Origin of the sequence: Streptococcus infantis (assembly GCF_047460685.1) — a bacterium.
Taxonomy (GTDB): domain Bacteria; phylum Bacillota; class Bacilli; order Lactobacillales; family Streptococcaceae; genus Streptococcus; species Streptococcus infantis_AD.
This window is the reverse complement of sequence record NZ_JASHFS010000001.1, coordinates 15,512-37,630: the sequence shown is the minus strand read 5'-3', so window position 1 is coordinate 37,630 and position 22,119 is coordinate 15,512. Positions and strand designations below refer to the sequence as shown.

Below are 22,119 nucleotides of genomic sequence, written 5' to 3'. Positions count from 1 at the left end.
TTGGTAAAGGAGAAACGATGTTTTTAGATAAGCAGTTAGGGAATGGTTGTACCTGGATTAATCTAGATGTGGAAATCATCAAAAATCTTGAAGACCTATCAGAAATCTATGGATTGGATAAAGAAACCATCGAATATGCGCTGGATAGAAACGAACGAGCCCACATGGATTATAATCGTGAAAACGGGACAGTCACCTTCATCTACAACGTTCTTGACTTAGAAAGGGACAAGGAATACTATGAAGCCATTCCTATGACCTTTATCGTGGAAAAACAACGAATGATTACCATCAGCAATCACAAGAATGCTTATGTCATTGATCAGATGCTAGGCTATCTTGAAAATCATGAAATCATTTCAATCTACAAGTTTCTATTTGCCGGTTTAGAGCTTATCAGCAATGCTTATTATCCTGTCATTGAACAGATGGATAAAAGTAAGGATGAAATCAGTGCCTTGTTGCGTCAAACAACCACTAAAAAAAATCTCTTTGCCCTCTCTGACTTGGAAACTGGTATGGTTTATCTAACGGCAGCGGCTAAACAAAATCGCCTCCTCTTGGAGCATATCCAGGGACATGCGCTTTATCGGAACTTTAACGAAGTGGAAAGAGAGCAGTTTGACGATGCTATGATTGAAGCTCATCAGTTGGTGTCCATGACAGATTTGATTTCCCAGGTTTTACAACAACTCTCAGGATCTTACAATAATATCCTAAACAACAATCTGAATGATAATTTGACAACCTTGACCATTATCTCAGTTTTGCTAGCCATTCTTGCAGTCATTACAGGATTTTTCGGAATGAATGTCCCTCTGCCATTTACAGAAGAGCCTAATGCCTGGATATATATTTTGATTGCTAGTTTAATTTTATGGGCAATCTTGGCTCAGTATCTAAAGAAAATTGCTAGAAACTAAAAAATAGAAAGAAAAGGAGCCAGAATGGCGATTGAAAATTATATGCCAGATTTTGCTGTGGAAGCAGTTTATGATCTGACAGTCCAAAGCCTGCAGGAGCAGGGGATCAAGGCTGTTTTGGTTGATTTGGACAATACCCTGATTGCTTGGAATAATCCAGATGGAACAGTAGAGATGAAGCAATGGTTGCATGATTTGCGAGATGCTGGGATTCGTATCATTGTAGTATCCAATAACACACCCAAACGTGTCAAACGAGCAGTTGAAAAATTTGATATTGACTATGTTTATTGGGCACTGAAGCCCTTTACTTTAGGAATTAACCGTGCCATGAAACATTTCCACTATGAAAAAGACCAAGTGGTCATGGTAGGCGACCAGCTGATGACGGATATTCGAGCAGCCCACCGAGCCGGCATTCGCTCGATTTTGGTTAAACCCTTGGTCCAGCACGACTCTATTAAGACTCAGATTAACCGAGCGCGTGAGCGTCGTGTCATGAGAAAAATCGCTGAAAAGTACGGCCCTATCACTTATAAAAAAGGAATCTAATTATGGAAGAAATTCTCTGTATTGGTTGTGGAGCAACCATTCAGACGGAAGATAAGACTGGTTTAGGTTTTACACCTCAGTCAGCACTTGAAAAAGGTTTGGAAACTGGAGAAGTTTATTGCCAACGTTGTTTCCGTCTTCGTCACTACAATGAAATCACTGATGTTCAGTTGACAGATGATGATTTCCTCAAACTCTTGCACGAGGTTGGAGATAGCGATGCCTTGGTGGTCAATGTGATTGATATCTTTGATTTCAATGGCTCTGTTATCCCAGGATTGCCACGCTTTGTGTCAGGTAATGATGTGCTCTTGGTTGGAAATAAAAAAGACATCCTTCCTAAGTCTGTTAAGCCTGGTAAAATTAGCCAATGGCTCATGGAACGTGCCCATGAGGAGGGTCTTCGTCCAGTCGATGTCGTCCTAACTTCAGCGCAAAATAAGCATGCCATTAAGGAAGTCATTGACAAGATCGAGCACTACCGTAAGGGACGTGATGTTTACGTAGTTGGTGTGACCAATGTCGGGAAATCAACCCTTATCAATGCCATTATCCAGGAGATCACGGGTGACCAGAACGTCATCACAACTTCACGCTTCCCAGGAACAACCTTGGACAAGATTGAGATTCCGCTCGATGATGGTTCTTATATCTACGATACGCCTGGAATTATCCATCGTCACCAGATGGCTCACTACTTGACGGCTAAAAATCTCAAGTATGTCAGTCCTAAAAAGGAAATCAAACCTAAAACCTACCAGCTCAATCCAGAGCAAACCCTATTTTTAGGTGGCTTGGGACGCTTTGACTTCATTGCAGGAGAAAAGCAAGGATTTACAGCTTTCTTTGACAATGAACTCAAACTTCATCGTACCAAGCTTGAAGGGGCTAGTGCTTTCTACGACAAGCACCTTGGAACCCTTCTAACACCACCAAATAGCAAGGAAAAAGAAGACTTTCCAAAACTAGTCCAACATGTATTTACCATTAAGGAGAAGACAGACCTAGTCATCTCAGGTCTAGGCTGGATCCGCGTAACAGGCACCGCCAAAGTCGCCGTCTGGGCCCCAGAAGGCGTTGCCGTCGTCACACGAAAAGCAATTATTTAAACACAGAAAGGAAAGAGTTGTCTAAATTTGGGCGAGCATGGCGAGCCCCATAAAGAATACTTTTCGCGTGGTGTTAGTTGGTACAAGTGATTGTACCAACTGCGGAAAATTTGAGACCTTAGGCTCAAATTTTAGTCATGAAAGTCCGAAGGACTTTGCTGACGTCCGTCACCACTTCAGAAAAGTATAAAAAGAAACTCCTTTATTTAAGAATATGTCATTAACATCGAAACAACGTGCCTTCCTCAACAGCCAGGCACACACCCTCAAACCTATCATCCAAATCGGGAAAAATGGACTCAACGACCAAATCAAAACCAGCGTTCGTCAGGCACTTGATGCCCGTGAATTGATCAAGGTCACTCTCTTGCAAAACACAGATGAAAACATCCACGAAGTAGCTGAAATCTTGGAAGAAGAAATTGGTGTGGATACAGTCCAAAAAATCGGTCGTATCTTGATTTTGTATAAGCAATCAAGCAAGAAAGAAAATCGTAAGATTTCTAAAAAAGTTAAAGAAATTTAAAAATATACTCCAAAAAACTGTTTTTACAGAAGACTAAAGGAGATTAGCCTATGGCAATCGAACTATTAACTCCCTTTACAAAAGTGGAGTTAGAGCCAGAAATAAAGGATAAAAAACGCAAACAAGTCGGTATCTTGGGTGGAAATTTTAACCCTGTTCACAATGCCCATCTTATCGTGGCAGACCAAGTGCGCCAGCAGTTGGGATTGGATCAAGTTCTGCTCATGCCTGAGTATCAACCGCCTCACGTAGACAAAAAGGAAACCATCCCTGAGCACCATCGTCTCAAGATGCTTGAATTGGCAATTGACGGAATTGAAGGTTTAGCTATTGAAACCATTGAGCTAGAGCGCAAGGGCATTTCCTACACCTACGACACCATGAAGATTCTGACAGAGAAGAATCCAGATACCGATTATTACTTTATCATCGGTGCTGACATGGTAGACTATTTACCCAAATGGTATAGAATTGATGAACTGGTCGACCTCGTTCAGTTTGTAGGAGTTCAGCGACCACGCTACAAGGCTGGGACTTCTTATCCAGTCATCTGGGTGGATGTGCCCCTCATGGATATTTCATCTAGTATGGTGCGTGATTTCATCGCCCAAGGACGCACACCCAACTTTCTCCTACCCAAACCAGTGCTAGACTATATTGAGAAAGAAGGGCTTTACTGATGGCATATCAAGACTATATCAACTGTTCGCGTGAAGAATTGTTGGAAAAAATGGCAGAGCTCCTACCTGAAAAACGTCTAACCCATTGTTTGGGTGTAGAGCGTGCGGCCATAGAATTGGCTCAGCGCTTTGGTGTGGATGTTGAGAAAGCTGGTTTGGCAGGTCTCCTTCATGACTATGCTAAAAAGCTATCAGATCAAGAATTTTTAGACTTGATAGATCGTTATCAACTTGACTCTGATCTTAAAAACTGGGGCAATAATGTCTGGCATGGCATGGTCGGCATTTACAAGATTCAGGAAGATTTGGATTTACAAAATGCTGAAATCCTACGAGCTATTGAAATCCATACAGTCGGGGCTGACCAGATGACTGATCTTGATAAGGTTATCTATGTCGCAGACTATATAGAGCATAATCGTGCCTTTCCTGGAGTAGATATTGCACGTGAGATTGCTGAGCTATCGCTCAATAAGGCAGTGGCCTACGAAACAGCTCGCACTGTGGAGCATCTAGCTCATCAGGGATTCCCCATCTATCCCCAAACCCTTGAAACCTATAACGCCTATGTGCACTATTTAAAAGAGGATTAAATGAAGACGGCTTTTATCATTATTGATGTACAAAATATTTTAGTGAAAACGGGGTTTCAGACAAAAGGTCTATTGGAAAAAATTTCTTATTTACAAAACCAAGCTAGAAGTAAGAATATCGAAATTATCTATGTTCAACATATTGAGAACCCTGAAGCCCAAACATCAGAAGATTGGCAGTTATCTGCGCTTTTAAATCGAAAACCTGATGAAAAGGTCTTTCAGAAGAAGTATAATAGTATTTTCAAAGAAACTGGTTTAAAAGAATACTTGGATAAACAGGGGATTAAAAAATTAGTTTTATGTGGTATGCAGACAGAATATTGTGTGGATACCTCTGTCAAGGTTGCTTTTGAATATGGCTATAAGCTTATTATTCCAGAAGGAACTTGCACAACGTTTGATGGGGATGACATTCCAGCTGAAACGATAAATGAATTTTATGAGGACATTTGGGAGGAGCGCTTTGCAGATGTCCTAGATTACAAATATATTTTCTAGAAAGAGGACTAAATGAACGAAAAAGAATTACTAGAACTAGTCGTGAAAGCGGCTGATGAGAAACGTGCGGAGGATATCCTCGCACTTGACGTACAAGATTTGACCAGTGTGACAGACTATTTTGTTATTACTAGCTCTATGAATAGCCGTCAGTTGGATGCTATCGCTGACAATATCCGTGAAAAAGTAGCTGAAGCTGGCTTTAAAGGTAGTCATGTTGAAGGCGATGCAGCTGGAGGCTGGGTCCTATTAGACCTCGGTAGTGTCGTAGTGCATATCTTCTCAGAAGAAATGCGTGCCCACTATAACCTCGAAAAACTATGGCATGAGGCAAATTCTGTAGACATTTCAGAAGCCTTAGCATAGAAGATGAACTCAGTTGTAATCAACTGGGTTTTATTTGCTTATGTTAGAAGAAAATTGTTAGAAAGGTAAGGGCTAGTGGTGTTTACCATGGGGCTCTTGGTATCATGATTATGGCAACTTATGAAACTTTTGCGGCGGTCTATGATGCGGTTATGGATGATAGTTTATACGACAAATGGACGGACTTTTCTCTGCGTCATTTACCTAAAACCAAGGACAGAAAGAAACTCTTGGAGCTTGCTTGCGGGACAGGGATCCAGTCTGTGCGCTTTTCTCAAGCGGGTTTTGATGTGACTGGACTTGATTTGAGTGCGGATATGTTGAAGATTGCCGAAAAGAGAGCGGCTTCAGCCAAGCAAAAGATTGATTTCATTGAAGGCAATATGCTGGATTTATCCAAGGCTGGTCAATACGACTTTGTCACGTGTTACTCGGACTCAATCTGTTACATGCAGGATGAAGTGGAAGTAGGGGATGTCTTTAAAGAAGTCTATAATGCTCTCAATGAGGATGGGGTCTTTATCTTTGATGTGCATTCGACTTACCAGACAGATGAGGTCTTCCCAGGCTATTCCTACCATGAAAACGCCGAAGACTTTGCCATGCTTTGGGATACCTATGAGGACGATGCTCCTCACTCCATCGTGCATGAACTGACCTTCTTTGTCAAGGAGGCAGATGGTTCCTTTAGCCGTCATGATGAGGTACATGAGGAACGAACTTACGAGGTCTTGACCTATGATATCTTGCTGGAACAGGCTGGTTTCAAATCCTTCAAACTCTTTGCGGACTTTGAAGACAAGGAGCCTACAGAAACTAGCACCCGTTGGTTTTTTGTGGCACAAAAGTAGGAGAATATCATGACCATTACAGGTATTATCGCGGAGTTCAATCCTTTTCATAATGGCCACAAATACCTGCTGGACCAGGCGGAGGGACTGAAAATTGTTGCCATGTCTGGGAATTTCATACAGCGTGGGGAGCCTGCTATCGTGGATAAGTGGACACGGGCTCAGATGGCGCTGGAAAATGGGGCGGACTTAGTGGTAGAATTGCCCTTTTTAGTCAGTGTCCAAGCAGCAGATTTTTTCGGTCAAGGAGCTGTGGGTATCTTGGCTCGCTTGGGCATTGATAGTCTAGTTTTTGGGACAGAGGAAGTTCGAGATTATCAGAAAATCGCTGACTTATACACAGAGAAAGGAGTTGAGATGGAGAAATTTGTGGAAAATCTGCCTGATTCTCTCTCTTATCCTCAGAAAACGCAAGCTATGTGGAAGGAGTTTGCAGGTCTTGATTTTTCAGGCAATACGCCTAATCATGTCCTTGCTCTCGCTTATGCCAAGGCGGTTGCAGGACGAAACATCAGACTTCATCCGATTCAGCGTCAGGGGGCTGGTTACCATTCTGTGGACCAGGATGTGGACTTCGCCTCGGCGACAGCCCTCCGTCAGCACCAAAGGGACAAAGATTTCTTAGAACGCTTTATGTCTTCTGTTGCCATATTTGAGCAGGCCAGTAAGGTGAGCTGGGAAGACTATTTTCCCTTGCTCCGCTATCAAATCTTGTCCAATCCAGACCTAACCACTATCTATCAGGTCAATCAGGAAATGGCCGTGCGCATTAAGGAAGCCATCAAAACAGCCCAATCTGTAGAGGAATTGGTTGAGTTAGTGGCTACCAAACGCTACACCAAGGCGCGTGTCAGACGCCTTTTGACCTATATTTTGGTGCAAGTCAGAGAAAGTGATTTGCCAGAAGCCATTCATGTCTTTGGATTTACCGAAAAAGGTAGACAACACCTTAAAGATTTGAAAGATAAAGTTCATCTAGTTAGCCGAATTGGCAAAGAACCCTGGGATGCTATGACCCAAAAGGCAGATCAGATTTACCAACTGGGAAATCCAAGTATCGCAGAACAAAATTTTGGTCGAGTGCCGATTAAAATCGAATCAAACTAAGTCTACTGAAAGGTAGGCTTTTTTAGTTTTTTCGAATAAATAGATAGAAGCGGGAAAACTTGTACAAGTTCCTGACAATTTTTTTCTTTTCGTGTATAATAGTTGAAAAGAGGTAAAACGAGGTATGGTTATGGAAGCAGTTCTTTACTCAACATTCCGAAATCATTTAAAAGACTACATGAAGAAGGTAAACGATGAGTTTGAGCCTTTGGCAGTAGTCAATAAAAATCCAGATGAAGATATTGTAGTCCTATCAAAGAGCGAGTGGGATAGTATTCAAGAAACTTTGAGGATTGCTCAGAATAAGGAACTTTCTGACAAGGTCTTGCGAGGAATGTCCCAAGTTCGTGCAGGACGCACGCAGGTTCATGTTATTGAGGAGTGATGAATGCTACTCAAGTTTACAGAAGATGCCTGGGAGGATTATTGCTACTGGCAAACTCAAGACAAGAAAACGCTAAAAAGAATCAACAAACTAATCAAGGATATTCAACGTGATCCATTTACAGGAATTGGTAAACCAGAACCATTCAAATATGATTACCAAGGAGCTTGGTCACGTCGTATTGACGCAGAAAATCGCTTGATTTATATGATGGATGGAGATAGCGTGGCTTTCTTGTCTTTCAAAGATCATTACTAAGTCTACTGAAAGGTAGGCTTTTTCTAATTTGTGTGTAAAAAAATTCTTTAAAAATTTGCTTAGTAACAATACCCTAGTTTATTAGGGAAAATAAGGATTTTAATCGCCGAAATAAGCAAAACAACTTCAAATTAAGGTTTGTTAAAAATCAATTTTTATGGTAAAATGTATAAGAATGTAATTCATTCGGATTAACAAATTTAATGAGGTAAAAACATGGAAATTATGGCGATTGTTATCGTTGTTTTTGCCGTCATCATTGGTTTAGTCATTGGATATGTCAGCATCTCAGTCAAGATGAAATCATCACAAGAGGCTGCGGAGTTGATGCTTTTAAATGCTGAACAAGAAGCAACTAATTTACGAGGACAAGCAGAGCGCGAAGCGGATTTATTACTCAATGAAGCTAAGAGCGAAAGCAAGTCTCTTAAAAAAGAAGCACTATTGGAGGCTAAAGAGGAAGCCAGAAAATACCGTGAAGAAGTGGACGCTGAATTTAAGTCAGAACGTCAAGAACTCAAGCAAATCGAAAGTCGTTTGACCGAACGTGCTAGCAGTCTTGATCGTAAAGATGACAATTTGACGAACAAAGAAAAAACACTTGAACAAAAAGAACAAAGTATTTCTGATAGAGCAAAAAACCTTGATGTACGTGAAGAGCAACTAGAAGAAATTGAGAAACAAAAGCAAGCTGAACTAGAGCGTATTGGAACTCTGACTCAGTCGGAAGCAAAAGACATTATCTTGGCCCAGACAGAGGAAAACTTGACTAAGGAAATTGCTAGTCGCATTCGTGAGGCTGAGCAAGAAGTTAAGGAACGTTCAGACAAATTGGCTAAGGATATCTTGTCTCAAGCCATGCAGAGAATTGCTGGTGAGTATGTAGCTGAGTCTACCAACTCTACAGTTCATCTGCCTGATGATACCATGAAAGGTCGTATCATTGGTCGTGAAGGGCGTAATATTCGTACCTTTGAAAGTTTGACAGGGGTTGATGTTATCATTGACGACACTCCAGAAGTGGTAACCTTGTCAGGTTTTGATCCTATCCGTCGCGAGATTGCCCGTATGACGATGGAAACCTTGCTTAAGGATGGACGTATCCACCCAGCTCGTATCGAAGAGTTGGTTGAGAAAAATCGTCAAGAGATTGATAACAAGATTCGTGAATATGGTGAGGCAGCAGCCTATGAAATTGGTGCACCGAACCTTCACCCTGACTTGATGAAGATCATGGGTCGCTTGCAGTTCCGTACTTCATACGGACAAAATGTCTTGCGTCATTCGATTGAAGTTGCTAAGTTGGCTGGTATTATGGCCAGCGAACTTGGTGAAAATGCTACCCTTGCTCGTCGTGCGGGATTCCTTCACGATATTGGTAAAGCCATTGACCGTGAAGTAGAAGGTAGCCACGTTGAGATTGGTACAGAATTGGCTCGCAAGTACAAGGAGCATCCAGTTGTGATCAATACTATTGCTAGTCACCACGGAGATGTAGAACCTGAAAGTGTAATCGCAGTTATCGTTGCTGCGGCGGATGCATTGAGTGCTGCCCGTCCAGGAGCTCGTAGTGAGTCACTCGAAAGCTACATCAAACGTCTCCATGATCTTGAAGAAATTGCTAATAGCTTTGAAGGAGTTCAAAATAGCTTTGCCCTTCAAGCAGGTCGCGAAATCCGCATTATGGTAAATCCAGGTCAAATCAAGGACGACAAGGTCACAATCTTGGCTCATAAAGTTCGTGAGAAAATCGAAAACAATCTCGATTACCCAGGAAATATCAAGGTAACCGTGATTCGTGAACTTCGTGCAGTTGATTATGCAAAATAAATAAGAAAGAGCAGTTGAAAAATTACTGCTTTTTTGTTACACTAGATAGAAAGATTGTAGCGAGCAGAAATGGCTTTAGATACATAATCTTACAGAAATTTTCAAGTCATTTCACAAACTATCCAAAGGAGATATAATGGCAGACCGAGGCTTACTAATCGTTTTTTCAGGTCCTTCAGGAGTTGGAAAAGGAACGGTTAGACGAGAAATTTTTGAGAGTTCTGAAAATCAATTTCAATATTCAGTATCTATGACAACGCGGGCACAACGTCCAGGTGAAGTAGATGGTGTTGATTATTTCTTCCGTACACGGGAAGAATTTGAAGAATTGATCCGTCAAGGGCAAATGTTAGAGTATGCAGAGTATGTAGGCAACTACTACGGAACTCCTCTGACCTATGTCAATGAAACGCTTGATAAGGGAATCGATGTCTTTCTTGAAATTGAAGTACAGGGAGCTCTTCAGGTCAAGAAAAAAGTTCCAGATGCTGTCTTTATCTTTTTGACACCACCAGATTTGGAAGAATTGCAAGACCGTCTCGTAGGCCGAGGTACAGATAGTGCAGAAGTGATTGCTCAGCGTATCGAAAAAGCTAAGGAAGAAATTGCTTTGATGCGTGAGTATGACTACGCTATTGTAAATGACCATGTTCCTCTAGCGGCCGAGCGTGTTAAACGTGTTATTGAAGCAGAACATTTCCGTGTAGACCGCGTGATTGGTCATTATCAGGATATGCTACCAAAGTCTCCGACTATTCGATAAACTATAGAAAACAGGTACAAACAAATGATGCTTAAACCCTCTATCGATACCTTGCTTGATAAGGTACCATCAAAATATTCACTCGTAATCTTGGAAGCAAAACGTGCTCACGAATTAGAAGCTGGAGCACCTCCAACTCAAGAATTTAAATCTGAGAAATCTACTCTTCGTGCCTTGGAAGAAATTGAATCAGGGAATGTAACCATCCATCCAGATCCAGAAGGAAAACGCGAAGCTGTTCGTCGTCGTATCGAAGAAGAAAGACGATTGAAAGAAGAAGAAGAAAAGAAAATCAAAGAGCAAATCGCGAAAGAAAAAGAAGAAGGTGAAAAAATTTAAGGTTGGGGGGACTCAATCTTATTTTTTCTATTGCAAGAATACTCAATTAATTAAAAGGATTTAAGAAGAGAAGGGGGTGAGGATATGGCTATTGCAAAAATCATTGTGGATGTTCCCTTGATGCAGACAGACCAGCCCTATAGCTACAAAATTCCTGAGGAATTTGAGGGAATGTTGGAAGTTGGCATGCGAGTTCATGTACCTTTTGGGAAGGCCAATCGCTTGATTCAGGGTATTGTTCTTGGAATGGAGTCTCAATCTGATGCAGATGTGGTAGACGAGGACTTGAAAGAGATTGCTGAGGTGCTGGACTTTTCTCCAGTTTTAACAGAGGAACAACTCTGGCTAGCAGAGGAGTTACGTAAATCAGTCTTCTCCTACAAAATTTCCATTCTAAAAGCTATGCTCCCTGGATTTTTGAACTCTAGCTATGATAAGATCCTCTATCCTCTGGAAGGCTTAAGTCAAGAAGATAGAGAACGCTTATTCGGTTCACAGAAGTCTCTAGCATTTTCATCTCTCGACCTAGAAAAGCAAGCTGAGATGATGCGATTGACTCGAAAAGGGCTTTTAAAACTAGAGTATCAGGCTGTGGATCAGAAGAAGGTTAAGACGCAGTCTTGGGTTGAAATTCATCTTGATAAATTAGAAAAGCTAGAAATCTCAAATCGTGCCAAGAAGAAATTGGAACTGCGAGAATACTTATTAGTACATCCTGAAACAGTTCCTTTGGCTGATTTGTTAGAACATTACTCACGCGAACAAGTTAATTTCTTTGTGGAACATGGTGCTATCACCATAGTGCAAAAAGAAGTGCAACGTTCAGCGGCTTATTTTGAAGGTATTGAATCTAGCCAATCTTTAGAGTTAAATCCAGAACAAAAAGAAGCCTGTGAGGCAGTTGTTGGAGCGATTGGGAAGAAACACCCTCCCTTTCTTCTTCAAGGAATCACAGGTAGTGGGAAAACAGAGGTTTACTTGCAGATTATCCAAGGGGCCTTGGATATGGGAAAAACAGCGATTGTTCTAGTTCCGGAAATCTCTCTGACACCTCAAATGACCGAGCGCTTTATTGCTCGATTTGGAGATAAAGTCGCCATTCTCCACTCTGGCTTGTCAAATGGTGAAAAGTACGATGAATGGCGCAAGGTGGAGCGTGGAGAAGCCCAGGTAGTGGTTGGGGCCAGGTCTGCTATTTTTGCACCTTTGAAAAATCTAGGTGTTATCATTATCGATGAAGAGCACGAGGCTAGCTACAAGCAAGACAGCAATCCGCGTTATCATGCTAGGGATGTGGCTGGTTTACGAGCACAGTACAATCAAGCAGCATTAGTCCTTGGTTCTGCAACGCCGAGTTTAGAAAGTCGTGCGCGTGCTGGTAAGGGTGTTTATCAACATCTACGCCTGACGCAACGGGCCAATCCTTTAGCAAGTATTCCTGAGGTTCAACTGATTGACTTCCGTGATTATATCGGGCAGAATGAAACGTCCAACTTTACACCACCACTGATTGAGGCAATACAAGATCGATTGGATAAGAAAGAGCAAGTGGTTCTCATGCTCAACCGCCGTGGCTATTCTAGTTTTGTCATGTGCCGGGAATGTGGGACCGTGGATACCTGCCCTAATTGTGATATTTCCTTGACGCTCCACATGGATACTAAGACTATGAACTGCCATTACTGTGGCTTTTCGAAAGAAATTCCTCATGTCTGTCCAAACTGTCAGAGTCGCAGTATTCGTTACTATGGAACAGGAACTCAAAAGGCCTACGATGAGCTAGCTGAACTTTTTCCAGAGGCACGTATTCTGCGCATGGATGTAGATACAACTCGCAAAAAGGGTAGTCACCAAGCCTTACTTGAGCAGTTTGGCAAGGGTGAAGCGGAGATTCTTATGGGAACCCAGATGATTGCCAAGGGCTTGGATTTTCCAAATGTGACCTTGGTTGGTGTTCTCAATGCGGATACAGCCTTGAATCTGCCTGACTTCCGTTCTTCTGAGAGAACCTTTCAACTCTTGACCCAGGTAGCAGGACGAGCAGGTCGAGCTGAAAAGTCAGGTCAGGTCTTGATTCAGTCCTATAATCCTCAGCATTATGCCATTCGCTTCGCCAAGGATCAGGACTATGAAGGCTTTTATGCCTATGAAATGGGCATCCGACGTCAGTTGGGTTATCCACCTTATTATTTCACAATTGGAATTACCTTGTCTCATAAGAAAGAAGAAGAGGTTCTTAAACGTGCTTATGAAGTCATGGAGATATTGCGGTCAGGTTTGTCGGATGCTAGTATAATTCTTGGTCCAACGCCAAAACCTATCGCTCGTACTCATAACCTCTATCACTACCAAATATTGATTAAATACCGTTTAGAAGATGAGCTTGGTCCAACCCTTAACCAGGTCTTGGCCTTGACACAAGAACGGGAAAATAGCGAACTTCGTCTCAGTATTGACCACGAACCGCAACAGTTTTTATAAGAAGGAGAAGATATGACAAAATTAATCTTTATGGGAACTCCCGATTTTTCAGCAACCGTTTTGAAGGGGCTTTTGACGGACGATCGCTATGAGATTCTAGCAGTTGTAACTCAGCCAGACCGTGCTGTCGGTCGAAAAAAAGTTATCCAACAAACCCCAGTGAAACAAGCAGCTAAAGAAGCAGGGCTTCCTATCTACCAACCCGAAAAATTATCAAGTAGTCCAGAAATGGAAACTATCATGAACTTGGGCGCTGATGGGATTGTAACAGCCGCCTTTGGGCAATTTCTCCCAAGTAAACTCCTTGATAGCATGGATTTTGCTGTCAATGTTCATGCTTCCCTCCTTCCTAAACACCGTGGTGGTGCTCCGATCCATTATGCCTTGATTCAGGGTGATGAGGAGGCAGGAGTAACCATTATGGAAATGGTCAAGGAAATGGATGCCGGAGATATGATTTCTCGTCGTAGTATTCCAATTACAGATGAGGACAATGTTGGAACTTTGTTTGAAAAATTGGCCATTGTCGGTCGTGATCTGCTTTTGGATACGTTGCCTGCATACATTGCTGGCGAGATTCAACCAGAACCACAGGACCCAAGCCAGGTTACATTTTCGCCAAATATCAAACCTGAGGAAGAAAAGTTGGACTGGAACAAGACCAATCGTCAACTCTTTAACCAAATCCGTGGGATGAATCCATGGCCAGTTGCTCATACTTTTTTAAAGGGCGAACGCTTCAAAATCTATGAAACCCTGCCAGTAAAAGGTCAAGGGACTCCGGGTGAGATACTCTCCATTGGCAAGAAAGAATTGATCGTAGCAACAGCAGAGGGGGCTCTATCTCTCAAACAGGTTCAACCAGCAGGAAAACCTAAGATGGACATTGCTTCCTTCCTTAACGGTGTGGGACGAACTTTGGCAGTAGGAGAACGATTTGGTGACTAAAGTAGAAACGGCTAGAAGTTTAGCCCTAGAGGTATTGGAGGATGTCTTTATCCAACAAGCTTACTCCAATATCGCCCTAAATAAACACCTTAAGGGAAGTCAACTATCAGTTGCAGATAAGGGTTTGGTGACAGAGCTGGTCTATGGAACTGTAGCTCGAAAACTCACACTAGAGTGGTACATTTCTCACTTTATTGAGGATAGAGACAAGCTAGACAGCTGGCTCTATGTTTTGCTTCTCATGAGTGTCTACCAACTCCAATACTTGGATAAGCTTCCTGATCATGCAGTGGTCAATGAAGCGGTGGAACTGGCTAAACTTCGCAAAAAGGGTAGCGAAAAATTGGTCAATGCAGTTTTGCGCCGTATCTTACGTGAAGGTTTGCCAGATATTGCCAGTATCAAGCGTAAGAACAAGCGTGATTCCATTGCCTACTCCCTACCAGTATGGTTGATTTCGAAACTCAAGGAAGAGTATGGTGAAGAGCGAGCTCAAGCTATTTTTGAAAGTCTATTGCAACGGAATAAAGCCAGTATCCGAGTGACTGATTTGAGTCGAAAAGAAGAAATCAAAAAAATGCTCGGAGCAAGTGATTCTGCCCTATCAGCTTCTGGTCTGGTCAAGGAGCAGGGACATTTTGCTAGTCATGACTTGTTTTCAGAAGGACTTATTACTATCCAAGATGAGTCAAGTCAGCTAGTCGCCCCGACACTAGAGCTACAAGGCGACGAGCAGGTTTTGGATGCCTGTGCAGCTCCTGGTGGAAAGACCGCTCATATGGCATCCTATCTGACGACAGGTCAGGTAACGGCTCTAGATCTCTACGACCATAAACTCACTTTGATTCAAGAAAATGCTCAGCGTTTAGGCGTAGCAGACCGTGTCCAAACGCAAAAATTGGATGCCAGAAAGGTGCATGAGTTTTTTGGCAAGGACCAATTTGATAAGATTTTAGTAGACGCTCCTTGTTCAGGGATTGGTCTATTGCGTCGAAAACCAGATATCAAATACAATAAAGAAACGGCAGATTTCGCGTCATTACAGGAAATTCAGCTGGAAATATTAGGTAGTGTTTGTCAAACACTACGAAAAGGTGGTATAATAACCTATAGTACCTGCACTATTGTCTCGGAAGAGAACTTTAAAGTGGTTCAAGCATTTTTAGAAAGTCATCCCGAGTTTGAGCAGGTTAAACTAGATCACGAATGCAAGGATATTCTAAAAGATGGCTGTATCCTTATTACTCCAGAATTATACGGAAGTGATGGATTCTTCATCAGCCAATTTCGTAAGATATCCAATTAGGAAGGAACTGACACAATGGAGATTTCATTATTAACAGATGTGGGTCAGAAGCGTACAAATAATCAAGACTATGTCAATCTTTTTGTCAATCGTGCTGGTCGCACGATGATCATCTTGGCTGATGGGATGGGAGGTCATCGCGCAGGAAATATTGCCAGTGAGATGGCAGTTACGGACCTAGGTGTTGCCTGGGTTGATACGCAGATCGACACCGTTAATGAAGTTCGCGAATGGTTTGCCCACCATCTAGAAGTTGAAAATCAAAAGATTTATCAACTAGGACGAGATGAAGCCTACAAGGGAATGGGGACAACCCTCGAAGCTCTTGCAGTTATCGGAAATCAGGCAATTTATGCCCATATCGGAGATTCTAGAATCGGTCTCATTCGAGGGGAAGAGTACCGTCAACTGACAAGTGATCATTCCTTGGTTAACGAATTGCTTAAGGCGGGTCAATTGACACCTGAAGAAGCTGAAGCACATCCACAAAAGAATATCATCACCCAATCTATCGGACAAAAAGACGAAATTCAACCTGATTTTGGAATTGTCAGCTTGGAAGCAGGAGACTATCTGGTCATGAATAGCGACGGTCTAACCAATATGATTTCAGGCAGTGAGATCTATGATATTGTGACAAGCGATATTTCGCTTGATGATAAGGCAGCCACTTTGGTACGCTTTGCCAACAATGCCGGAGGGCTTGATAATATTACAGTTGCCCTTGTTTCGATTAAGGAGGAGGCGGCAGAATGATCCAAATCGGCAAGATTTTTGCCGGGCGGTATCGGATTATCAAACAAATTGGCCGTGGAGGTATGGCAGATGTCTACCTAGCCAAGGATTTGATTTTAGACGGGGAAGAGGTAGCTGTAAAGGTCTTGAGGACTAACTACCAGACTGACCCGATTGCTGTTGCGCGTTTTCAGCGTGAAGCGCGTGCAATGGCTGACTTAGATCATCCCCATATCGTTCGGATAACGGATATCGGCGAAGAGGACGGTCAACAGTACCTAGCTATGGAATATGTAGCTGGTCTTGATCTCAAGCGCTATATCAAAGAACACTATCCCCTCTCAAATGAAGAAGCTGTCCGTATCATGGGTCAGATTCTCTTAGCGATGCGCTTGGCGCACACTAAAGGTATTGTCCATCGTGACTTAAAGCCTCAAAATATTCTTTTAACTCCTGATGGAACGGCTAAGGTGACGGACTTTGGGATTGCTGTAGCCTTTGCAGAGACAAGTCTGACTCAGACCAACTCTATGTTGGGTTCTGTCCACTACTTGTCACCTGAGCAGGCTCGTGGCTCTAAGGCAACTGTCCAGAGTGACATCTATGCCATGGGGATTATTTTCTATGAGATGCTGACAGGGCATATCCCTTATGATGGCGATAGTGCAGTAACTATAGCCCTCCAGCATTTCCAAAAACCTCTCCCTTCGGTTATAGCTGAAAATCCATCTGTTCCCCAAGCTTTGGAGAATGTGGTCATCAAAGCAACTGCTAAAAAGCTTACGGATCGATACCAGTCGGTTTCAGAGATGTATGTTGATTTGTCTAGCAGTCTATCTTATAACCGCAGAAATGAAGCCAAACGTGTTTTTGATGATGCTACTAAGGCAGACACAAAGACATTGCCAAAAGTTTCTCAGACAACCTTGACCTCTATTCCTAAGGTTCAACCACAGACAGAAAGCCATCAGGCAACTAAAGCTAGCCCAGAAGTAAGTGCTAAAAAATCTGTGGAAAAACCAGTGAAAAAACGTCGTTTTAAAGCACGTTATCTAGTTCTACTAGCAAGTTTCGTACTGGTTGCCGCTTCTCTGGTGTGGATTTTATCCAGAACACCAGCTACTGTTGAGATTCCAAAAGTTGCAGGTCAAACTGTTGCTGAAGCTAAGGAAACCCTGAAAAAAGCGAATTTTGAGATTGGCGAGGAGAAGACCGAAGCGAGTGATACCGTAGAAGAAGGTCGGGTTATCCGAACAGATCCAGATGCTGGCTCAGCTCGCAAAGAAGGGTCTAAAGTTAATCTAATCATATCTTCAGGTAAACAATCATTTAAGATTGGAAACTATATTGGACGCAAATCTACTGATGTTATTGCAGAATTGAAAGGGAAAAAAGTTCCTGAAAATCTGATTAAGATTGAAGAAGAAGAGTCCAGTGAATCAGAACCAGGTGTGGTTTTAAAACAGAGCTTAGCAGAAGGTACGACTTATGATCTTACCAAGGCAACTTCTATCGTTTTGACTGTTGCTAAAAAGGTGACAACCGTGACCATGCCAAGTTATATTGGCTCAAGTCTTGAATTTACAAAGAATAACTTAATTCAAATTGTTGGTGTCAAGGAAGCCAATATCGAAGTAGTGGAGGTATCGACAGCTCCTGAGGGCACTGCTGAAGGAACTGTTGTGGATCAAAGTCCAAAACTAGGTGAGAAAGTTGATCTAAGTACGACACGTATAAAGATTTCTATTTATAAACCAAAAACTCCACCATCATCTTCTTCGGTTCCGTCTTCGAGCCAGCGTAACTCTAACAGGGCAGATAATACGGTGCCATCTCAAAGTCCATCGACACCATCTTCGTCTACACCAACTCATGTGGACGAACACAACACAGATAACTAAATAATCTTTGTCACAGTTTTTGTGGCAAAGATTTTTTTTCCTCCGAAATTATGATAAAATAAAATGGAGTTTGAAAAAGGAGGGAAACATGGAAGAATCAAAAAAACTGAATGCAGTTATTGATGTCATCATGCTAGCTGGAACAATTCTGCTTCGCAATGGTTCTGAGATTTATCGTGTTGAAGATACCATGATTCGGATTGCTCATTCACAGGGTATTATGGATTGTAATGTTTTAGCCATGCCTGCCGCCATTTTTTTCTCCATTGAAAATACAAATATCTCTCGTATGAAGCGAGTGACCTCCTCTGCTTATAATATTGAGAAGGTGTGTGATGTCAACCAGATTTCACGGCAGCTTGTATCAGGACAGCTTGATTTGGAAACAGCCTTTATCCAACTAAAGGAATTGAATGCCAAGGCGTCTCCCTATACCAATGTTCAACTAACTGCTGCAGCGACCCTCAGTGCTCCTTTCTTTTCAATCATGTTTGGTGGGAATGTCTATGATGCCATCGGAGCAGGAGTGGCGACCTTGTTTGCTTTTACTTGCTCTCTCTATGTAGAAAAGTTTATTCATATCCCTTTTATGACTGCTTTCGCAGGAGCTCTTGTCTTTGGTTTGATTGCACAATTTTGGGCGCGCTATTCTGGTTTGCCGTCGACAGCTGATCTGGTGATAGCGGGTGCGGTCATGCCTTTTGTACCTGGAATTGCCCTGACTAATGCTGTTCGAGATATTATGACCAACCATATCAACTCTGGTATGAGCAAGATGTTTGAATCCTTGCTGATTACCCTTGCCTTAGGGGCTGGAACATCAGTCGCCCTCTTACTCATGAACTAATATGACACTAACAACATTTTTATTGCAAGCTCTGGCAAGTTTGCTTGCCATTATTACCTTTTTAATCGTTTTAAATGTCCAGCGTTCCATGCTTATCCCTGGTGGAGTTTTAGGAATGTCTATCTGGCTACTCTATTTGATACTCAAGGAACCAACCAATGTTATTTTGGCAACCTTTATTGCTGCGGTGATTGGTTCTTGTGTCAGCCAGATTATGAGTATTCTCTACAAAACGCCAGCAGTAGTTTTTGCCCTAGCCATTCTGGCACCATTAGTACCAGGTTATCTATCTTACCGAACCACATCCTTCTTCGTTACAGGTGACTACGGCCATGCCATTTCTAGTGCCATGTTAGTCATGATGCTAGCTCTCGTTATCTCTATTGGAATGGCCAGTGGGACAGTTTTGTTGAAATTGTATCATTATCTCAAAAAGAATCGAGCTAGCTAAGACTCGATTTTTTTGTGCTGATCGGTTTATGCTAGGACCTTGCTTGATTAAAGTCTGATACTTAAATTTATGAGCAAACTTGATTTGGGGAATCAAGTCTTTTTTCGTGCTTTTGACTTCAATTGTGATAAAATAGAGGTGAACGATTTTTTACAATGAATGATAAAAATAGAGGTAAATATGACAATCGGTATTGATAAGATTGGTTTTGCGACCAGTCAATACGTTTTGAAATTACAAGATTTAGCAGAAACCCGAGGAATTGATCCTGAAAAATTGAGTAAAGGACTCCTTTTAAAAGAATTGAGTATTGCTCCTTTGACAGAGGATATTGTTACCTTGGCTGCCAGTGCAGGTAATTCTATCCTGACTGAAGAAGAGAAGCAAGAGATTGATATGGTTATCGTTGCGACAGAATCTGGAGTTGATCAAAGTAAGGCAGCTGCAGTATTTGTACACGGTTTGCTTGGGATTCAACCTTTTGCTCGTAGTTTTGAAATCAAGGAAGCTTGCTATGGTGCAACAGCGGCCCTTCACTATGCTAAGTTACATGTAGAAAATTCTCCTAAATCAAAGGTTTTGGTGCTTGCTAGTGATATTGCAAGATATGGTGTCGAAACTCCTGGAGAACCAACTCAAGGTGCAGGCTGTGTTGCTATGTTGATTAGCCAAAACCCACGTGTTATGGTATTCAACAACGATAACGTTGCGCAGACTCGTGACATTATGGACTTTTGGCGTCCAAATTACTCGACAACACCATTTGTAAATGGGGTTTACTCAACGCAGCAATATCTTGATAGCTTAAAAACGACTTGGGAAGAGTACCAAAAGCGTTATGACTGTACTTTGGATGATTTTGAAGCTGTATGTTTCCACTTGCCATATCCGAAGCTAGCTCTCAAAGGATTGAAAAAAATCCTAGACAAATCCTTGCCTCAAGAGAAGAAGGACTTGCTTCAAAAGCACTTTGATGAATCTATTATTTATAGCCAAAAAGTTGGGAACATTTATACAGGTTCACTCTTCTTAGGTCTCTTGTCTCTACTTGAAAATTCTGATAGTCTCAAAGCTGGGGATAAGATTGCCCTCTACAGCTATGGTAGTGGTGCTGTATCTGAGTTCTTTAGTGTAGTATTGGTTGAAGGTTTTGAAAAGCAATTGCGGAAAAATCGCTTAGATTTGCTAGATCAACGTCAAGCTTTGAGTGTTGCTGACTATGAACGAATCTTCTTTGAAGAAGCAAACTTAGATGAGTCTGGTTCTGCAACTTTGTCAGGCTATGAAGGACAAGACTATGCTCTGGTTGAGATTGTAGACCACCAACGACGCTACAGCAAGGTTGAAAAATAATGAAAAAAAATTGGAATGGATTTGCTAAAAAATCAATTCAAGAGCGCCTAGAGCTAGTTAAGTCTCAGGCGCTTACTTCTATGGAAGCCCAAGAAAGTCTTGAGCAGAATGAAAATCTCAGTCTAGCAGTAGCGGACCAATTGAGTGAAAATGTGGTGGGGACCTTCTCGCTTCCTTACTCAGTAGTTCCAGAAGTTCTGGTAAATGGTCAGGAGTATACCGTTCCCTATGTGACCGAAGAACCATCTGTTGTTGCTGCAGCTAGTTTTGCAAGCAAAATTATCAAAAGAGCAGGCGGTTTTACTACTCAGGTTCACCAACGTCAAATGATCGGTCAAGTGGCTCTCTATCAAGTCCCAGATAGGGACTTAGCTTGCCAGGCCATTCTGAGTCAAAAGGCGGAACTGATGGAACTGGCAAATCAAGCCTATCCCTCTATTGTCAAACGAGGCGGTGGTGCTCGTGATTTAAAGGTTGAGAAAATTTCTGGTGAGACGGACTTTTTAGTAGTTTATCTCCATGTGGATACTCAGGAAGCCATGGGTGCCAATATGCTCAATACCATGCTTGAGGCTCTAAAACCTAGTCTAGAAACTCTCAGTCAAGGGCAAAGTTTAATGGGAATCTTATCCAACTACGCTACAGATTCTCTAGTAACTGCAACTTGTCGCATTGCCTTTCGTTATTTGAGTCGTCAAAAAGATGAAGCATGTGAATTAGCAGAAAAAATGGTATTGGCCAGTCAGTTTGCCCAAGCAGACCCTTACAGGGCAGCTACTCACAATAAGGGAATCTTTAACGGAATTGATGCTTTCTTGATTGCTACTGGAAATGATTGGCGTGCCATTGAAGCGGGAGCGCATGCCTATGCGAGCCACGAGGGTAGCTATAAAGGACTCAGTCGTTGGACTATAGATTTGGAAAGCGAAGAGCTTATTGGAGAGATGACCATGCCGATGCCAGTTGCCACCAAGGGTGGGTCGATTGGACTCAATCCTCGAGTCGTACTCAGCCATGAGTTGCTAGGTCATCCATCAGCCAAAGAATTGGCTCAAATTATCGTTTCGATTGGTCTTGCGCAGAATTTTGCAGCTCTTAAGGCTTTGGTCAGTACAGGGATTCAGCATGGACACATGAAGCTTCAAGCGAAATCTTTAGCGCTTTTAGCAGGTGCGACTGAGGCAGAAGTACCCAAGTTAGTAGAAAACTTGATTGCTGAAAAAACCTTTAATTTAGAAAAAGCACAGACTCTTTTGAAAAAATTAAGATCATAAGAAAAACTCAGACTGGTTTGATTTTTAGCGCTTTTTACTG

At 42.1% G+C, this 22,119-nt stretch carries 24 protein-coding genes; all 24 read left to right on the top strand.

Annotated features, from left to right (window positions below):
• The first annotated feature begins 17 nt into the window (after nucleotides 1-17).
• The 24 genes from QM917_RS00175 (at nucleotide 18) to QM917_RS00060 (ending at nucleotide 22,079) form a co-directional block, all read left to right on the top strand.
• Nucleotides 18-923: a magnesium transporter CorA family protein gene (locus tag QM917_RS00175; RefSeq protein ID WP_049508908.1), complete on the top strand. Its 906-nt coding sequence runs from the start codon at nucleotides 18-20 to the stop codon at nucleotides 921-923.
• A gap of 24 nt (nucleotides 924-947) precedes the next feature.
• Nucleotides 948-1,475, top strand: coding sequence for a YqeG family HAD IIIA-type phosphatase (locus tag QM917_RS00170; RefSeq protein ID WP_049503426.1), 528 nt, complete (start codon nucleotides 948-950; stop codon nucleotides 1,473-1,475).
• Between the two features lie 2 nt (nucleotides 1,476-1,477).
• Complete coding sequence (gene yqeH / locus QM917_RS00165; RefSeq protein WP_049549264.1) at nucleotides 1,478-2,584, top strand: ribosome biogenesis GTPase YqeH; 1,107 nt, start codon at nucleotides 1,478-1,480, stop codon at nucleotides 2,582-2,584.
• Nucleotides 2,585-2,798: 214 nt separating this feature from the next.
• Nucleotides 2,799-3,110 (top strand): ribosome assembly RNA-binding protein YhbY, encoded by a 312-nt coding sequence (gene yhbY, locus QM917_RS00160; protein WP_000060171.1) that lies wholly within the window; start codon nucleotides 2,799-2,801, stop codon nucleotides 3,108-3,110.
• Between the two features lie 50 nt (nucleotides 3,111-3,160).
• Nucleotides 3,161-3,790 (top strand): nicotinate-nucleotide adenylyltransferase, encoded by a 630-nt coding sequence (locus QM917_RS00155; protein WP_036759262.1) that lies wholly within the window; start codon nucleotides 3,161-3,163, stop codon nucleotides 3,788-3,790.
• Complete coding sequence (gene yqeK, locus QM917_RS00150) at nucleotides 3,790-4,383, top strand: bis(5'-nucleosyl)-tetraphosphatase (symmetrical) YqeK (protein ID WP_049549265.1); 594 nt, start codon at nucleotides 3,790-3,792, stop codon at nucleotides 4,381-4,383. The genes QM917_RS00155 and yqeK overlap by 1 nt, the downstream gene beginning before the upstream one ends.
• Nucleotides 4,384-4,884 (top strand): cysteine hydrolase family protein, encoded by a 501-nt coding sequence (locus QM917_RS00145; protein WP_049549266.1) that lies wholly within the window; start codon nucleotides 4,384-4,386, stop codon nucleotides 4,882-4,884.
• Between the two features lie 12 nt (nucleotides 4,885-4,896).
• Nucleotides 4,897-5,250, top strand: coding sequence for a ribosome silencing factor (gene rsfS / locus QM917_RS00140; RefSeq protein ID WP_049529957.1), 354 nt, complete (start codon nucleotides 4,897-4,899; stop codon nucleotides 5,248-5,250).
• 110 nt (nucleotides 5,251-5,360) lie between these two features.
• Entirely contained in the window at nucleotides 5,361-6,101 is a 741-nt protein-coding gene (locus QM917_RS00135; RefSeq protein WP_049549289.1) for a class I SAM-dependent DNA methyltransferase, read from the top strand.
• Between the two features lie 9 nt (nucleotides 6,102-6,110).
• A complete protein-coding gene (locus QM917_RS00130) occupies nucleotides 6,111-7,208 on the top strand; it encodes a nucleotidyltransferase (protein WP_414284220.1) in 1,098 nt (365 codons plus the stop codon).
• Nucleotides 7,209-7,338: 130 nt separating this feature from the next.
• Complete coding sequence (locus QM917_RS00125; RefSeq protein ID WP_371607615.1) at nucleotides 7,339-7,593, top strand: type II toxin-antitoxin system Phd/YefM family antitoxin; 255 nt, start codon at nucleotides 7,339-7,341, stop codon at nucleotides 7,591-7,593.
• A gap of 3 nt (nucleotides 7,594-7,596) precedes the next feature.
• The gene (locus QM917_RS00120) at nucleotides 7,597-7,851 is read left to right on the top strand and encodes a Txe/YoeB family addiction module toxin (RefSeq protein ID WP_414284218.1); all 255 of its coding nucleotides are present in this window, start codon (nucleotides 7,597-7,599) and stop codon (nucleotides 7,849-7,851) included.
• Between the two features lie 216 nt (nucleotides 7,852-8,067).
• Nucleotides 8,068-9,681 (top strand): ribonuclease Y, encoded by a 1,614-nt coding sequence (locus tag QM917_RS00115; RefSeq protein WP_049528027.1) that lies wholly within the window; start codon nucleotides 8,068-8,070, stop codon nucleotides 9,679-9,681.
• Nucleotides 9,682-9,817: 136 nt separating this feature from the next.
• The gene (gmk, locus tag QM917_RS00110) at nucleotides 9,818-10,444 is read left to right on the top strand and encodes a guanylate kinase (protein WP_000775049.1); all 627 of its coding nucleotides are present in this window, start codon (nucleotides 9,818-9,820) and stop codon (nucleotides 10,442-10,444) included.
• A 24-nt stretch (nucleotides 10,445-10,468) separates the two neighbouring features.
• Nucleotides 10,469-10,783: a DNA-directed RNA polymerase subunit omega gene (gene rpoZ / locus QM917_RS00105; protein ID WP_045763172.1), complete on the top strand. Its 315-nt coding sequence runs from the start codon at nucleotides 10,469-10,471 to the stop codon at nucleotides 10,781-10,783.
• An 84-nt stretch (nucleotides 10,784-10,867) separates the two neighbouring features.
• On the top strand, nucleotides 10,868-13,264 hold the full coding sequence (locus tag QM917_RS00100) for a primosomal protein N' (RefSeq protein WP_414284216.1): 2,397 nt from the start codon (nucleotides 10,868-10,870) through the stop codon (nucleotides 13,262-13,264).
• A 12-nt stretch (nucleotides 13,265-13,276) separates the two neighbouring features.
• Nucleotides 13,277-14,212: a methionyl-tRNA formyltransferase gene (fmt, locus tag QM917_RS00095; RefSeq protein WP_371607610.1), complete on the top strand. Its 936-nt coding sequence runs from the start codon at nucleotides 13,277-13,279 to the stop codon at nucleotides 14,210-14,212.
• Entirely contained in the window at nucleotides 14,205-15,518 is a 1,314-nt protein-coding gene (gene rsmB, locus QM917_RS00090) for a 16S rRNA (cytosine(967)-C(5))-methyltransferase RsmB (RefSeq protein ID WP_414284214.1), read from the top strand. The genes fmt and rsmB overlap by 8 nt, the downstream gene beginning before the upstream one ends.
• 15 nt (nucleotides 15,519-15,533) lie before the next feature.
• Nucleotides 15,534-16,274: a Stp1/IreP family PP2C-type Ser/Thr phosphatase gene (locus tag QM917_RS00085; RefSeq protein ID WP_414276700.1), complete on the top strand. Its 741-nt coding sequence runs from the start codon at nucleotides 15,534-15,536 to the stop codon at nucleotides 16,272-16,274.
• Nucleotides 16,271-18,154 (top strand): Stk1 family PASTA domain-containing Ser/Thr kinase, encoded by a 1,884-nt coding sequence (pknB, locus tag QM917_RS00080; RefSeq protein ID WP_414284212.1) that lies wholly within the window; start codon nucleotides 16,271-16,273, stop codon nucleotides 18,152-18,154. The genes QM917_RS00085 and pknB overlap by 4 nt, the downstream gene beginning before the upstream one ends.
• 88 nt (nucleotides 18,155-18,242) lie before the next feature.
• The gene (locus QM917_RS00075) at nucleotides 18,243-19,001 is read left to right on the top strand and encodes a threonine/serine exporter family protein (RefSeq protein WP_414284211.1); all 759 of its coding nucleotides are present in this window, start codon (nucleotides 18,243-18,245) and stop codon (nucleotides 18,999-19,001) included.
• Between the two features lies 1 nt (nucleotide 19,002).
• Entirely contained in the window at nucleotides 19,003-19,452 is a 450-nt protein-coding gene (locus QM917_RS00070; protein ID WP_049503410.1) for a threonine/serine exporter family protein, read from the top strand.
• A gap of 180 nt (nucleotides 19,453-19,632) precedes the next feature.
• Entirely contained in the window at nucleotides 19,633-20,805 is a 1,173-nt protein-coding gene (locus QM917_RS00065) for a hydroxymethylglutaryl-CoA synthase (RefSeq protein ID WP_414284209.1), read from the top strand.
• A complete protein-coding gene (locus tag QM917_RS00060; protein ID WP_414284208.1) occupies nucleotides 20,805-22,079 on the top strand; it encodes a hydroxymethylglutaryl-CoA reductase, degradative in 1,275 nt (424 codons plus the stop codon). The genes QM917_RS00065 and QM917_RS00060 overlap by 1 nt, the downstream gene beginning before the upstream one ends.
• The last annotated feature ends 40 nt before the right edge of the window (nucleotides 22,080-22,119 follow it).